The 15,188-nt window shown below is 30.9% G+C and carries 14 protein-coding genes; all 14 read left to right on the top strand.

Annotated elements, in window-relative coordinates; all coding sequences use genetic code 11:
- Positions 1 to 2: 2 nt before the first annotated feature.
- The 14 genes from CPIN17260_RS07990 to CPIN17260_RS07925 all read left to right on the top strand — a co-directional run bounded on the left by CPIN17260_RS07990 (position 3) and on the right by CPIN17260_RS07925 (position 15,183).
- The gene (locus tag CPIN17260_RS07990) at positions 3 to 1,001 is read left to right on the top strand and encodes a transaldolase (protein WP_078440849.1); all 999 of its coding nucleotides are present in this window, start codon (positions 3 to 5) and stop codon (positions 999 to 1,001) included.
- On the top strand, positions 1,001 to 2,215 hold the full coding sequence (locus CPIN17260_RS07985) for a type IV pilus twitching motility protein PilT (RefSeq protein ID WP_078440848.1): 1,215 nt from the start codon (positions 1,001 to 1,003) through the stop codon (positions 2,213 to 2,215). The genes CPIN17260_RS07990 and CPIN17260_RS07985 overlap by 1 nt, the downstream gene beginning before the upstream one ends.
- 59 nt (positions 2,216 to 2,274) lie before the next feature.
- On the top strand, positions 2,275 to 2,811 hold the full coding sequence (locus CPIN17260_RS07980; RefSeq protein WP_069632989.1) for a 50S ribosomal protein L25/general stress protein Ctc: 537 nt from the start codon (positions 2,275 to 2,277) through the stop codon (positions 2,809 to 2,811).
- A 13-nt stretch (positions 2,812 to 2,824) separates the two neighbouring features.
- Positions 2,825 to 3,376 carry an aminoacyl-tRNA hydrolase gene (gene pth / locus CPIN17260_RS07975; RefSeq protein WP_069632988.1) on the top strand — a complete coding sequence of 184 codons (552 nt, stop codon included), beginning with the start codon at positions 2,825 to 2,827 and terminating at the stop codon, positions 3,374 to 3,376.
- 22 nt (positions 3,377 to 3,398) lie between these two features.
- A complete protein-coding gene (locus tag CPIN17260_RS07970) occupies positions 3,399 to 4,463 on the top strand; it encodes an LptF/LptG family permease (RefSeq protein WP_069632987.1) in 1,065 nt (354 codons plus the stop codon).
- Between the two features lie 56 nt (positions 4,464 to 4,519).
- On the top strand, positions 4,520 to 5,722 hold the full coding sequence (gene lysA / locus CPIN17260_RS07965) for a diaminopimelate decarboxylase (RefSeq protein WP_078440847.1): 1,203 nt from the start codon (positions 4,520 to 4,522) through the stop codon (positions 5,720 to 5,722).
- A complete protein-coding gene (gene pheA, locus CPIN17260_RS07960) occupies positions 5,722 to 6,801 on the top strand; it encodes a prephenate dehydratase (RefSeq protein WP_078440846.1) in 1,080 nt (359 codons plus the stop codon). Before lysA ends, pheA begins: the two co-directional genes overlap by 1 nt.
- Complete coding sequence (hisC, locus tag CPIN17260_RS07955) at positions 6,798 to 7,898, top strand: histidinol-phosphate transaminase (protein WP_078440845.1); 1,101 nt, start codon at positions 6,798 to 6,800, stop codon at positions 7,896 to 7,898. The genes pheA and hisC overlap by 4 nt, the downstream gene beginning before the upstream one ends.
- A 4-nt stretch (positions 7,899 to 7,902) precedes the next feature.
- The gene (gene fliF / locus CPIN17260_RS07950; protein ID WP_069632983.1) at positions 7,903 to 9,600 is read left to right on the top strand and encodes a flagellar basal-body MS-ring/collar protein FliF; all 1,698 of its coding nucleotides are present in this window, start codon (positions 7,903 to 7,905) and stop codon (positions 9,598 to 9,600) included.
- Positions 9,601 to 10,632 (top strand): flagellar motor switch protein FliG, encoded by a 1,032-nt coding sequence (gene fliG, locus CPIN17260_RS07945; RefSeq protein WP_069632982.1) that lies wholly within the window; start codon positions 9,601 to 9,603, stop codon positions 10,630 to 10,632.
- Positions 10,632 to 11,456 carry a flagellar assembly protein FliH gene (gene fliH, locus CPIN17260_RS07940; protein WP_078440844.1) on the top strand — a complete coding sequence of 275 codons (825 nt, stop codon included), beginning with the start codon at positions 10,632 to 10,634 and terminating at the stop codon, positions 11,454 to 11,456. Before fliG ends, fliH begins: the two co-directional genes overlap by 1 nt.
- Before the next feature lie 3 nt (positions 11,457 to 11,459).
- The gene (gene dxs / locus CPIN17260_RS07935; RefSeq protein WP_078440843.1) at positions 11,460 to 13,292 is read left to right on the top strand and encodes a 1-deoxy-D-xylulose-5-phosphate synthase; all 1,833 of its coding nucleotides are present in this window, start codon (positions 11,460 to 11,462) and stop codon (positions 13,290 to 13,292) included.
- A 72-nt stretch (positions 13,293 to 13,364) separates the two neighbouring features.
- Complete coding sequence (locus CPIN17260_RS07930; protein WP_069632979.1) at positions 13,365 to 13,775, top strand: Fur family transcriptional regulator; 411 nt, start codon at positions 13,365 to 13,367, stop codon at positions 13,773 to 13,775.
- Between the two features lie 100 nt (positions 13,776 to 13,875).
- Positions 13,876 to 15,183 carry a hypothetical protein gene (locus CPIN17260_RS07925; RefSeq protein WP_078440842.1) on the top strand — a complete coding sequence of 436 codons (1,308 nt, stop codon included), beginning with the start codon at positions 13,876 to 13,878 and terminating at the stop codon, positions 15,181 to 15,183.
- Positions 15,184 to 15,188 lie beyond the last annotated feature (5 nt).

Below are 15,188 nucleotides of genomic sequence, written 5' to 3'. Positions count from 1 at the left end.
AAATGTATAACAAAAATATTAATTTTTCGCTTTGGTGCGATTTTATTGAAAGAGAATTTTTAAATAACGAATTTGTTGATTTGATCAGCAAAGATATTATAAATGGTGCTACTAGCAACCCTGCTATTTTTAAATCAGCTTTCGTTGAAAGTGAAGCTTATAATACAGCTATTAAAAATAGCCATAAAAGACATCCGAAAGATATATATGAAACTTTAGCTACCCAAGATATCAAAATGGCGGCTTGCAAGCTTTTAAAAAATTATGCAAACAGTGATGATGGCTTTGTTAGCATTGAGGTTGATCCAAATTTGCATGATAATGTTAACGCCACTGTAGAAGAAGGTAAAAGACTTCATCAGATGATTAAAATGCCAAATGTTATGATAAAAGTTCCTGCCACAAAAGAGGGTTTTGAAGCAATGAGTGCTTTGATGGCAGATGGAATTAGTGTAAATGCTACTTTGATTTTTTCTCCTGAACAAGCTAAGGGATGCTTGGAAGCCTTTAAGGAAGGTGTGGCTCAATATCAAAAAAGATATATAAACACTATACTTCCGCAAGGTGTTATAAGTATTTTTGTCAGTCGTTTTGATAGATTGCTTGATGATAAAATGCAAGAAAAAAGTCTCCCTAAATCCCAAATCGGCATAATGAATGCTACTAAAATATATCATATGATAAAAGATGAGAATTTAAGTAATGTTAGAGCTTTATTTGCAAGCACTGGTGTTAAGGGGAATGAGTTAAGAGCTGATTATTATGTTCGTGAGCTTATGTTTGAAAATACTATCAATACAGCTCCGTTGGATACGATAAAGGAATTTATAAAGCAAAAGGCTGAGCCAAAAGTAGCTACAAGCAAAGAAAATATAGATAGTTTTTTTAGTGTTTTAAAAAATGCAAATATAGATCTTCAAACAGCTTATAGAGATTTGTTAAATGATGGACTAAAAGCATTTGTTGTTGCATTTGATGACATATTAAAAGGATTAAAATAATGCTTGACAATCAACATGATGTTGATGTTTCCAAGCTTGATTTTAAGCTAAGAGACGAGCTTAATGCTTATTTGCAACTACTTATAGAGCGTGAAGGAAGCGACTTACATATTAAATCAAATAGCTATATTCGTGGTAGATTTAATGGCGAAATGCAAATTATGAGTGATAAAATTTTAAGCAAGCAAGATGGGATTACTTTGGCAAAAGAGTTGCTTAGAACAAATTTCAAAGATCTTGTAGAGCAAAGAAATGTTGATTTTACTTATAACTTAAATGATGATTATAGATTTCGCGTAAATATATTTTTTCAAATGGATGGCGTTTCTGCAGTTTTTAGAACTATTCCTACAAAACTTCCAACAATGGATGATTTAAAACTTCCACCTGTTATCAAAAAAATATGTGAAAATTTCCATAGAGGCATTATCTTGGTTACTGGACCAACAGGGAGTGGAAAAACAACAACCCTTGCTAGCATGATAAATCATATGAATAAGACAAAAAAAAAGCATATTATAACAATAGAAGACCCTATCGAATATGTTTATAGTGATGAACAGTGTCTTATAAATCAACGTTCAGTAGGGCAAGATGCTAGAAATTTCTCAGAAGCATTGCGAGCATCTTTGCGCGAGGATCCAGATGTTATATTGGTTGGCGAAATGAGAGATCTTGAAACAGTAGAAACAGCTTTACATGCAGCAGAAACAGGACACTTAGTACTTTCCACTCTTCATACAGTAGATGCTAAAGAGACTATTGGTCGTGTAGTTAGTATGTTTTCTAAAGAGGAACAAAATAGGGTAAAAATGACACTTTCCTCTGTGCTTGCTGCTATAATTTCTCAAAGACTTGTAAAAACAAAAGATGGAAAAAGAAGAGCAGCTGTTGAGATTTTGATTAAAAATATAAGAATAAGAGATATAATCGCAAACAACAGAGAAGATGAAATTTTTACAGCTATTTCTGAAAGTAAAAATACTTATGGTATGCAGACATTTGATCAGCATTTATTAGAGCTTTATGAAGAGGGCGTTATAGATAAAGAAGAAGCTCTTGAAAAAGCTAGTAGACCAAATGACCTTGAAATAAAAATAAAAAATTCAAATCTTGCTAAGCAAGAAAATGTGATAGGTGTTAAAAAGCATTCTCAAGATGATAGATTTAAAGATAGTATAATTGCACTTAAGCAAATTCAAGATAGTGACTAATATAAAATTTATTAATTTTTAGGTATAATCCGTACCTATTTTTTTATGAAAGGATGACGATGTTAGAAGGTATCGTTAGAGAGAGTATCGGTAAGAAGTCTGCAAAGGCTTTGAGAAGAGATGGTTATCTAATCGCGAACATTTATGGTAAGGGATTAGAGAATGTTGCAGCAGCTTTTAAAGTAAATGAATTTATAAAAGAAGCTCGCAAAAAAGAGACCCTTGCATTTGATGTAAAAGTTGGCGAGAATGTATACAAAGTCGTTATCGTTGATTATCAAAGAGATGCTGTTACAAATAATTTAAAACACGTTGATCTTAAAGTAGCTATTCCTGGTCTTGTTTCAAAATATCTTATACCTGTTAAGCCTTATGGCACTCCAATAGGTCTTAAAAACAAAGGTGTTTTAATACAATCAAAAAGACGTATAGCTGTTAAGTGTACTGCTGAAAATTTACCAAACTCTTTTGATGTTGATGTTAGCAAACTTGATATAGATGATACTATATTGGTTCGTGATATTGTTGTTCCAGATGGTGTTACTATGGTAGATGCTGACCGTATAGCAGTTCTTGGGGTAATAAAAGCTAGATAAAAGAAGTCTTATAATGATTCTTATAGTGGGGCTAGGTAACCCCACCGAACAATACAAAAATACTAGACACAATATCGGATTTATGCTTATAGACAAGCTTTTAAATTCCGATTTTGTGGATGTTAGTTCATCTAAATTTCAAGGTGAAGTCTATAAACACAAAAACACATTGCTTCTAAAACCAAACACTTATATGAATCTTTCTGGAAATAGTGTAAAAGCTGTTAATGATTTTTATAAGCCAGACCGTATAGTAGTTATTCATGATGATCTTGATTTAAGCTTTGGTGCTGTTAAGTTTAAAAAAGGTGGCAGTAGTGGAGGTCATAATGGTATTAAATCGATAGATAATTTAATCGGAAATGATTATGAAAGAGTCAGGATAGGCATCGGTCGTGCTAACAATGTTACAAATTTTGTTCTAGGCGAGTTTAATGATAATGAAAAAAAGATTTTAGATGATATTTTAGATTATACTAAAAATGCTGTTTTAGAACTTATAAAAAATGATATTTCTTATGCCTCGCAAAAATTTACACTAAAAAAATGGCAAAATGCTGTTTAGATATAAAATTTAAGGTAATGTTTTGAAACTTTATTCTAGATATATTGGCTGGATTTATTTTAAGACATTTTTGATTATATTTTTAGCTTTGGAATTGTTTTATGTTGGGATTGATTTGCTTTCAAATTTCAAAGACTTACCAGTCTCTGCTGGTTTACAACTTTTATATATGGGCGCTACTTTTTTAACTGCCATATCATATACAATGCCTATTTCTTTGGTTTTAGCAACAGTTGTTTGCTTTATAGGTATAGCTCGTTCAAATGAGTTTGTAAGCTTTTATGCTCTAGGTGTTTATAAAAATTCTTTGATAAAAATGCCATTTTTGATATCATGTGTCATTACAGTTTTGTATATTTTGCTTAATTTTACATCTTTTGCATATATGTATGATTATCAAAAGAGTATTAAAGACGGGTTTAGCGTAAAAAGAAATACAACTGACTCTTTTTTAAAATTTGATGGAAAATTTATATATATTAAAGAACTCAACCCTTTAGAGCAAAGTATCTCAGATATTGCTATTTTTGATATAAATAACACAACATTAAACAATATTATGTTTGCTAATAATGCTAAATTTAATTCGGATGAGTGGATATTAAACGACACAAAAACTATAGTATTGCCTGAAAAATTACAAGTTGGAGAAAAAGGTTTAGATATAAAAACAAGCTCCAATGTTCATTCGTTAAAAGGCTTTACTCCCAAAAATATACAAAGTGCAAATAGCGATGACAGAATAAGCCTTTCGGTTTTAGATACCATTGATTTTATAACAACATTTCAAGGAGAGGGTGCATCTATAAATAATGCAAAATCTATATTTTATACTCTAACAATAGCACCATTATTCGGTCCGATTTTAGTTTTTATATTATATTATCATTTGCCTGTTGTAGGTAGATTTTTTAATCTAGCATTGGCTAGTTTTGTATATGTATTAGTAACTCTTATAATATGGGGAGTTTTGTTTATACTTGCTAAATTTTCAGCTACTGGAGTATTGGTTCCAGAGCTAGGTATTGTTATGCCTGTTGTTTTATTGGCATTTTATTCTATTTATCTGTTTAGGCTCAATCGTTAAGCCAATTTTTGGCATTTTTTTTGTAAAATCTATCTATTTTTACAATAAGGTTTTTTATGGATTACTCTAGCTTAGCACAAAAGTATAATACCCCGCTTTATATATATGATTTTGACAAAATTGCTTTAAGATATAGCGAGCTAAAACAAGCCTTTAGCGGTAGAAAATCTCTTGTTTGTTATGCAGTAAAAGCAAACTCAAACTTAAGTTTACTTAAATTTTTAGCCTCTTTAGGAGCTGGATTTGATTGTGTTAGTGTGGGAGAAATAAAAAGAGCGTTGATTGCTGGTGCAAAGCCTTACCAGATGATATTTAGCGGTGTCGGAAAAAGAGATGATGAGATAAAGTATGCTTTGACAAGTGATATTCTTATGATAAATTTAGAAAGCGAAGCTGAACTTGAAAGAGTTGAAAACATCTCTAGGGAGCTACAAAAAGTAGCAAGAATTAGCATAAGAGTAAATCCAGATGTTGATGCAAATACTCATCCTTATATATCTACAGGATTAAATGAAAATAAATTCGGTGTTGATATGGATACAGCTAAAAAAATGTATATAAAAGCAAAAAAATCAGATAACTTGCAACCAATAGGAATACATTTTCATATAGGTTCTCAAATAACAGATATAAGCTCTATAATACAAGCTTCTGGCATAGTAAGCAAACTATTGACTGAACTTAAATCAGTTGATGTTGATATTAAATTTTTTGATATTGGTGGTGGTATCGGGATAGTTTATAATGATGAGCGAGATGTAAGCTTATATGATTATGCACAAGGAATTTTAAAAAATCTTTCAGGTCATGATATGACTATAGTGTGTGAGCCTGGTAGGTTTTTAGTTGGTAATGCTGGTGAGTTTTTAACCAAGGTTTTGTATGAAAAGACAAATAAAAACAAAAGATTTGTTGTTGTAGATGGCGCCATGAATGATCTTTTAAGACCTAGTTTGTATAATGCTTATCATAGAATTAGTGTTGTTGGAAAAGATAAAAATCATACAAGTTGTGATGTAGTTGGCCCTATATGTGAAAGCGGAGATTTTTTAGCTAAAAACATAAATTTGCCTATATGCGAAAGCGGTGATTTGATTGTTGTTAAAAGTGCTGGGGCATATGGGTTTAGTATGAGTTCTAATTATAACACAAGACCTAGGGTTGCTGAGGTGGCTATCATAAACAACAAGGACAAGCTTATAAGAAAAAGGGAAAGCTTCGATGATGTTATAGCTCTTGAAAAGGAGTGTTTGGAATAATGCAAGATATTGATGATTTAAGAAAAGATATTGATGATATTGATGATTTGATTTTAGAAAAATTAAATCAAAGAATGAAATTTGTCAAGAAAATAGGGGAGTTGAAACAAACCAATGGTTCTCCTATTTATAGACCTGAGCGTGAAAAAGCTATATTAAATCGCTTAGAAAGCTATGAGGATAATCTTTTAAATAAATCAGCAATCGAATCAATATATCTTGAAATTTTTGCGGTAAGTAGAAATATTGAAATGCCACAAAAAATAGCATATCTTGGGCCAGAAGGCACATATACCTATCAAGCTGCAGAGAGTCGTTTTGGAGCAATGAGCGAATACCTAGCACTTGCGAGTATTGAATCAGTATTTACAAAATTATCTCAAAAAGAGGTTAAATACGGAGTTGTTCCTATAGAAAACAATACAGAAGGTGCAGTTGGCGCTACTTTTGATTGTTTGGCTAAGTTTGAAAATGTTAAAATAGTTTCTGAAATTTATTTGGATATTCACCATAGTTTTATTAGTCTAAATGAGAATTTAAAAAATATAAAAACAATATACTCTCATCCGCAAGGCTATAATCAATGTAGAAACTTTTTAGAAAGTCATATGCTTTCAGGTGTTACTTTTGTTGCTGCAAAATCAACAGCACATGCGGCTTTTTTGGCTTCTAAGGATAAAGAATCAGCTGCGATTTGTTCTAAGATAGCTGCTAAACTTTATAATGTTCCTATAATGTTTGAAACAATTGAAGATAATATGGCAAATAGAACTAGATTTTTTGTTTTGAGTGATTTTAAAACAAACAAAACAAAGCACTCAAAAACATCAATACTTGCAAAAACAGATCATCTTCCGGGCTCTTTGGCTGATTTATTAAATCTTTTTAAATCCGAAAATATAAATCTTAGTAAGCTAGAAAGCAGGTCTATAAAACAGAGTGAGTTTAGAACTTTATTTTTTATTGATTTTGATGGACATATAGATGATGATAGGGTTCAAAATGTATTAGGATTATGTAAGAAAATCGGGATAGAGGTAACATGGCTTGGGAGTTATCTCAATGGAGATGAGGGATGAAATTTAATAAAATTTTATCAAATTTAAAAAACTATGAAACAGGAAAACCAATAGAACTAGTTGTTCGTGAGTTTGGCATAAAGCCAGAAGAGGTTGTAAAACTAGCTAGCAATGAAAATCCTTTTGATGCTAGCAAAATGGTTGAGCAGGGTATGCAAGAGGTGTTTAAGAATGCATATTTATATCCTGATGATAGCTATTATGAGTTAAAAGATGCTTTGGCAAATAAACATAATGTTCAATCCTCAAATATTATAATTGGAGCTGGAAGCGATCAAATTATTGAGTTTTGTGTGCATGCAAAGGCAAATAAAAAAAGTGCTGTTTTGATGGCTGGTGCAACATTTTCTATGTATGAAATTTATGCCAAACAGGTTGGTGCTGAGATTATTAGAACAAAATCAAAAACACATAATTTAAAAGAGTTACAAGAGCTTTATAAGGCCAATAAAGACAAAATAAGCATTATATTTTTGTGTTTGCCAAACAATCCACTTGGTGAGTGTGCTGATGCAAAAGATGTTTATAAATTTATAAATAAAATCAAAAAGAATGTTTTGGTTGTTGTTGATTGTGCTTATATGGAATTTGCTAGTTTTAAAGATCAAGATAAACTTATACAAGCTAAATATTTGATTGAAAATTTTGAAAATGCTATATTTTTAGGAACATTTTCAAAAGCTTATGGACTTGGTGGAATGTGCATTAGTTACGGCATTGCAAATAAATTTATAATCTCTGAATTAAATAAATTAAGACCACCTTTTAATATAACAACTCTTAGTTTAAGGGCTGCTATTTTGGCTTTACAAGATCAAAATTTTGTTGATGAATATGTAAAGAACATTTTTTTGCAAATGAAAAGATATGAAGCTGTTGCTGATAGTTTAAATATAGAGTATATACCAAGCTATGCAAATTTTATAACTCTTAAATTTAAAGAGCAAAATAGCACAGATATATGTCAAAATCTATTAAAAAAAGGTATAATTTTAAGAGATTTACAAAGCTATGGTTTGAATGCTATTCGTATTACGATAGGCACATCGGAACAAAACACTAAAGTTTTAGAACATTTAAGGGAAATTTTAAAGTAAAAGCATGGATTTAAAAGCATTACTTCAACAAATAAGTCAAGTTTATCAAAAATTATCTTTAAGACAAAAAATAGTAATAGCTAGTTCGGTTGTTGTTGTTGTTGGTTTTTTGGTTTTTTTGACTCTGTTCAAGTCAAAGACAAATACCTATGCTGGATATAGTGTTTTATTTGAAAATATAAGCGCAAATGATTCAGCTTTAATTATAGATCAGCTCACAAAAGATGGGGTGGATTATAAACTTGTAAATGAAGGCACTATACTTGTTCCAAATGCTGATGTTTATAAGGAACGAATATCCGTTGCAACTCTTGGTATCCCAAAAGAAAGCAAGATTGGATTTGAAATTTTTGATAAGCAAGAATTTGGAGCCACAGATGTCGAGCAAAGAGTTAAATATCAAAGGGCATTAGAGGGTGAGCTTGCAAGAACGATAGAAAGCCTTGCTCCAATAACCAAGGCTACAATCAGAATAGCATTTCCAAAAGAAACGGTATTTACAGAAAGACAAAGCCCACCAACAGCATCTGTTGTGCTTGAGTTAAAATCAGGTGGTTCTCTTGGAGCAAAGCAAATTTTTGGTATTAAAAATCTAGTCGCAGCTTCTGTTACAAATTTAACCTTGGAAAATGTAAAGATAGTAAATCAAGATGGTATAGCATTAGGTGAAGAAGATGGCTTTGATAGCGAGATGATAATTCAGCAAATTCGCTACAAAAAAGAATTTGAAAATAATTATGAACAAAAAATAATAAATGTCCTAGCACCAATAGTTGGCGGAACTAACAAAGTTGTTGCTAAGGTAAATATAGAGTTTGATTTTGACAAAAAAGACTCTCAAAGCGAGGTTTATGATCCAAACAATGTTGTTAGAAGCGAAAGTAACGTAGAAGAAAAAAGACAAGGCAGGACAAAAAATGATATCCAAGGTGTTCCTGGCGCTGTAAGCAACATAGGTCCTGTAGAAGGTCTTGATGATAACAAGTTAGAAGAACAATACAGCAAAAGTTCTCAGCAAACAAATTATGAAATCTCTAAAAAAATTACAAATGTAAAAGGTCAGTTTGCCACTATTTTAAGAGTTAGTGCAGCCGTTGTTGTTGATGGTATTTATCAGAACAAAAAAGATGAAAATGGAAATTTATTAGATGAATTTGAATATATATCTTTAAACGACTCTCAAAAAGCTTCAATTACAAATTTGATAAAACAAGCTATTGGCTTTAATGCCAGTAGAGGTGATGAAGTAACGCTTGACAACTTTGAGTTTAAAAATTTAACAAGGGTCTCTCCAACCCAAAAAGTAAATGGGTTTATGCAAGATTATATTATTCCTTTTATGCCTTTGTTTAAATATATTTTTGCTATATTGTTACTATATTTGTTTTACAAAAAAGTTATCGTTGTATTTATGCAAAAGATGCTTGAAGATATTAAGGAAGATGAAGATGACTTGGGTATCGATCACCTTGAAAATTTAGAGATAGATGATGAGGATACCTTGGAGAAATTTAAGGCAGCTAAGAAAAAAGTCGAAGAGCAACTCGGTCTTACTGGCGATTTTAATGAAGATGAGCTTAAATACGATGTATTGCTTGAAAAGATGAAAGGTATAGTTCAAGAAAGAAGCGAAGAGATATCAATTTTGCTTCAAGATATGGTAAAAAATGACAGCGATTTTAATGTTCGCAAGGAGTTGTAAATGGCTATAAAACTATCAGATCAGCAAAAACTTATATATGACGATTTGTCAATGCCAGAAAAGATTGCTATACTTTTAATACAGCTTGGAGAGGAATCCACAAGTTTGTTATTTTCTCATATGGATGTTGATGTTATAACTGATATTTCAGGGTATATAGCAACTTCTAAAAATATTGATAAACAAGTGGCTGGTGCTATACTTGAAGAGTTTTATGCTTTAATGCAATCAAATCAATATATGAGAAGCGGTGGTCTTGAGTATGCTAAGGAAATTTTGTATAGGACATTTGGACCTGAAGCAGCTCAAAAAATTCTTGATAAATTAGCAAAAAGCATGGAAAATACAAAAAGCTTTGGTTATCTTACAAAGATAAAACCGCAACAACTTGCTGATTTTATAGTAAAAGAACATCCGCAAACAATAGCTCTTATTTTAGCACATATGGATGCTACGGGAGCCGCCGAAACACTTGCTTATTTTCCAGATGAATTAAGAAGCGATGTTGTTATAAGAATGGCAAATTTAGGTGATATTAGCCCATCAGTCATAAAACGTGTATCAACAGTCCTTGAAGGCAAACTTGAAAGCCTGACATCTTACAAGGTTGAAGTTGGTGGACCAAGAGCTGTTGCCGAAATGCTTAATAGACTAGGTCAAAAAGCTTCTAAGGCAACCATATCATATATAGAACAAAACGATGAAAAACTCGCAAATACCATTAAAGAGCTTATGTTTACATTTGAAGATATTAGCACACTTAATGCTAACGCTATACGTGAGATTTTGAAAAATGTAGAGAAGAAAGATCTTATGGTTGCACTTAAAGGTAGCAGTGATAGCTTAAAAGATAAATTTTTATCCAACATGTCTCAAAGAGCAGCCGAAGCTTTTAAAGAGGAGATGGGTTATTTGGGTGCTGTTAGGGTTAAGGATGTGGAAGATTCTCAAAGACGCATAGTTGAGGCTGTTCAAGCACTAGCAGAACAAGGGGTATTTCAAGTTGGTGAAGCAGATGAGATGATAGAATAATGAAAAGCAGTGTTATAACAAACGAAATTGCCAATAAGCATTTCGTTGAAAATTATCGTTTTAAGGTTTTGGGTAGTGATATGTCTAATGAAAAAGATAAAATTTCTCATGAGCAAAAAACTTTACCTGCTTCTGAAGATGAAAATACTAAAAATATAGAACCAAAACAAAATAATATTAACCAACAAAATATACAGTCTTATGAAGCTCAAAATAAATCATCAAATTTTGATGCAGGATTTGTTGAAGAATTGCTTAAAAAAACAGATGAGCTTAGCTCAAATATGATAAAACTTCAAATGCAAATAGAAAATCAAGAGAGCGAGTTTGCAAAAAGACTAGAGGCAGAAGTTGCAAGAGCAAAAGAAGATGGCAAAAATGAAGGCATCGCTGAGTCAAATTCGGCTTTTGATACAAAACTTAAAGAGCTAAATGATAAGTTTAATGCTTCCATTGAAAAACTTGCAGTTAAATTTAATGAACTTGATGAGTTTATACTTAAAAACGAACAGGATTTAGCCGAAACATCAATAAGCATAGCAAAAGAGGTGATTGGCTCTGAAGTAGAACAAAAATCAGAAAAAATAGCTTATGCTGTAACTAAAAATTTACTTCAAGATATAAAAGATGCAAAAAATATAACTCTTAGGGTAAATCCTGATGATGGCGAATATCTAAAAAATGCTTTTTTAGAAAATTCACACATTAAAATAGAATTAGATGATGCTATTAGTAAGGGCGGTGTTGTTATTATAAATGAGCTGGGCAATATTGATGCAACGCTTGAAACTAGAATTGAAAAATTAAAGACTTTGGTGGAATAAAAAATGGATATAAAAAATTTAAATTTAGAAGAACTAAACCAGCTGTGTGAAAAAATAAGAAAAAGAATAATAGATGTAGTTAGTAAAAATGGAGGACATCTTAGTTCAAATATAGGGGCAGTTGAGCTTATAGTAGCTATGCATTATGTTTTTGATGTTAAAAAAGATCCATTTATTTTTGATGTAAGTCACCAATCTTACGCACATAAACTTTTAACGGATAGATGGGATGATTTTGAAACACTTAGGCAATTTGGTGGCATAAGTGGCTTTTCAAAGCCAAGTGAAAATGAAGCTGATTATTTTATAGCTGGTCATAGCTCAACATCTATTTCATTGGCTGTTGGCGCAGCAAAATCAATCAAACTCAAGTGTGAAAACAGACTACCTGTAGCTTTGATAGGTGATGGTTCTATGAGTGCTGGAATGGCATATGAGGCATTAAATGAACTCGGGGATAGAAAATACCCTTGCGTAATTATACTAAATGATAACGAAATGAGTATAAGTCGGCCAATAGGTGCTTTAAGCAAGTATTTAAGTCATATTATGGCTGGAAAGTCTTATCAGAAATTTAAAGGTGGTGTTGAAAAATTTCTTTCATATATGCCTGATTCGGCTGCATATATGGCAAGAAGAATGGAAGAAAGCATTAAGCTAATTACCCCCGGTATAATTTTTGAAGAGCTTGGGCTTGAATATATAGGTCCTGTAAATGGGCATAAATTAAGCGAGCTTATATCTACTTTTGAAACAGCAAAGTCAATGAATAAACCGGTTATTATTCATGCTCAGACCTTAAAAGGTAAAGGTTATAAAAATGCAGAAGGACATTTTGCTTCTTGGCACGGAGTTGGTCCATTTGATGTAAAAACTGGTGAAGTGATAAAAAAAACAAACTCAAAAGTTCAAGCTACTAAGATTTTTAGCGATCATCTTTTAAAGATGGCCGGTGAGCATAAAGATATAGTTGGGATAACAGCAGCAATGCCGACAGGAACTGGCATGGATGCTTTGATAGAAGCTTATCCCGATAGATTTTGGGATGTTGCAATAGCAGAACAACATGGTGTTACATCAATGGCAGCAATGGCAAAAGAGGGCTTTAAGCCTTTTGTAGTTATTTACTCTACATTTTTGCAAAGAGCTTACGATCAAGTTATTCACGATGCCTGTATATCAAATCTAAATATGACTTTTGCTATGGATAGAGCAGGTATTGTAGGAGAAGACGGAGAGACTCATCAGGGTGCTTTTGATATAAGTTATTTACATGCAATACCAAATATGGTTTTGTTTGCACCACGCTCGCAGGATAGCTTAAAATTTGCAATGGAATTTGCGTATGCATACAAAGGTGTTAGCGCATTTAGATTTCCAAGGGGGTCTTTTGGTATAGATGATTCTGATTTTAAGGCCAACAAACTAGAATTAGGCAAGTCTGAAATGCTTATTCAAACAGATAGTGATATAGCTTTTATAGGGTATGGAAATGGTGTTGGTAAAGCAAATGCTGTGAGAAATATCATAAAAGATAAGCTGAATGTAAATTTAGTTGATTTAGTCTTTATAAAGCCGCTAGACCGTGAGTTTTTGATAAACTTATCTAAGAAAACAAAAAAATGGTATATCTTTAGCGATAGTGTAAAAAAAGGAGGGGTTGGAGATATATTAAGCTCATTTTTGCAAGAAAATAATATTTTTGATGTTAGTGTTGTGAGTTTTGAGTATGATGATAAATTTATAACTCATGGAAATATAAATTTAGTTGAAGAAAGTATGGGAATATCGCCAAATTTAATAGCTCAAAAAATACTAATAAATAATAAATATTAATTAATAAAGAATACTTTAAGCACATTTTTAGTATATTTTAAAATAGACTAAAATAAATTTAAAGGAGTGCTTATGCAACATGTTTCCTTATTGAAGCGGTTTGGATTAAAAGTAACGCCCCAAAGACTTAGTGTTCTAAAAGTTTTAGATCAACACACACACCCAACCATAGATGAATTATACGAAGAGATAAAAAAAGAAAATCCATCTGTTTCGCTGGCTACTGTATATAAGAATTTAAACACACTAAAAGATGAAGGTTTGGTAGTTGAGGTTAATATAATAAATCAAAAACCAAGATATGATATATACGAATACCCTCATATTCATGTTGTTTGTGATAATTGTGGATATGTTCAAGATGTTAGCTATGATGATGCTGAACTTAATAAATACCAAGAAAATCTTGAGAAAAAGCTAGGCAATATTATAGAGCGGTTAAATCTAGTTGCTAATGTAAAAACTTGCAAAAAATGTAGATAATGAGCTTTTTTAGCTCATTATAAAACTAAAATTTGTTCTAAAAATACTAAATTTTTAAGCCATAACTTGCTAAAATATAGTTAAATACTATGGAGGCTTTATGGAGTTATTTATACAACGTAGATTCTTGCTTAAAGATAACAAGCTTCTTGAGTTTTTAACATCTCTTGGTGCATTTTTTAATACATACAACTCTACTCAATTTTATACAAAAATAACACCAAAAGAAGAGATAATTTATAAAAGTAATGATGATACATTTGTAAAAATTAGAAAAATAATCTCAAATAATTCAGTAAAAACTGACTCTCAAAAAATAAGCCAAGATGAGTTTGATGATGCCTTAAAATATAAACTAGGCTCTGTTATTTATAAAAAACGTTATGCTTTTATGATGAATAACAACAACTCTTATATTGATGAATATACGGGCGATTTATCAGGTCTTTGTATGCTTGATATAGAGTTTAAAAACGAGCTTTATGGTATATTTTTTAAAATAAAAGAGCCTTTTAGTGATTTTGTGTTGGAAGATGTTAGTGATAAGAGCGAGTTTAGCGATAAAAACTTATCTCTTTTTGGGTATCTTAAAGAAGATTTTGACAGTGATTCAAAAAGCTCATACTCAAAAAATGCTCTTAAATATATATTTTTAAAAAATATTGATAGACAAAGTTATTGTTTTGAAGATGAAATAATACTTTTAGATATATTTGATAAGGTATTTGACTTTGAATTAACAAATGCTTTTAAAGATAATTTTCAAAAGATAAATCAAATTTATAAGATAAAATCAGAGCTTTTATCTTGTGTTGATGTTATGCAAGATATCAAAGATTGTGGTGATTTAAAATATTTTATAAATGATGCTTTGGCTATTGAAAATGAAAATATAAAAAATGAGCTAGATAAGATAAAAAGTGAAAATATTTTGAGTGACTGGGAACTTTTTTTACAAGAAGATGGTAGCTTTTATGATGGAGATTTTGCTGATAAAAAAATTATAAACTTAGTTTCTTATGCCCTTAGGCTTGAGAGTTTAAGGGTTTTAAAATCACTTAAAAATATAGATTTAAAAACAACTAATGATTTTTTGTATAATATACAAAGCGATATAAAAAATTTATCTTGCTTGATATTTTATTTTTCAAATTTTTATGATATTTCTGCATTTAAAAAGATGAAAAAGAGAGTTGCTGTTATGAATTTACTTTTAGAAAAACTTTATAGTTATGATCTGTTTTTAAAAGTGCTTGATAGCTCTTTTTTGTCTCAAAAGAAAAAGGATAAAATTTCTACAAAAATATATGAAAAAATTTATAAAGTTCGTAAAAATATAGTAAAAAAATCAGCTAAAGCTGTAAAAACATTACATATTTTTTCTAAAAATATTAAAATTTATTATTAAAAAGG

The organism is Campylobacter pinnipediorum subsp. pinnipediorum, assembly GCF_002021925.1.
GTDB classification, from domain to species: Bacteria; Campylobacterota; Campylobacteria; order Campylobacterales; family Campylobacteraceae; genus Campylobacter_A; species Campylobacter_A pinnipediorum.
Note: the sequence above shows the minus strand (reverse complement) of the source record. Positions and strands in the feature narration are given on the sequence as shown.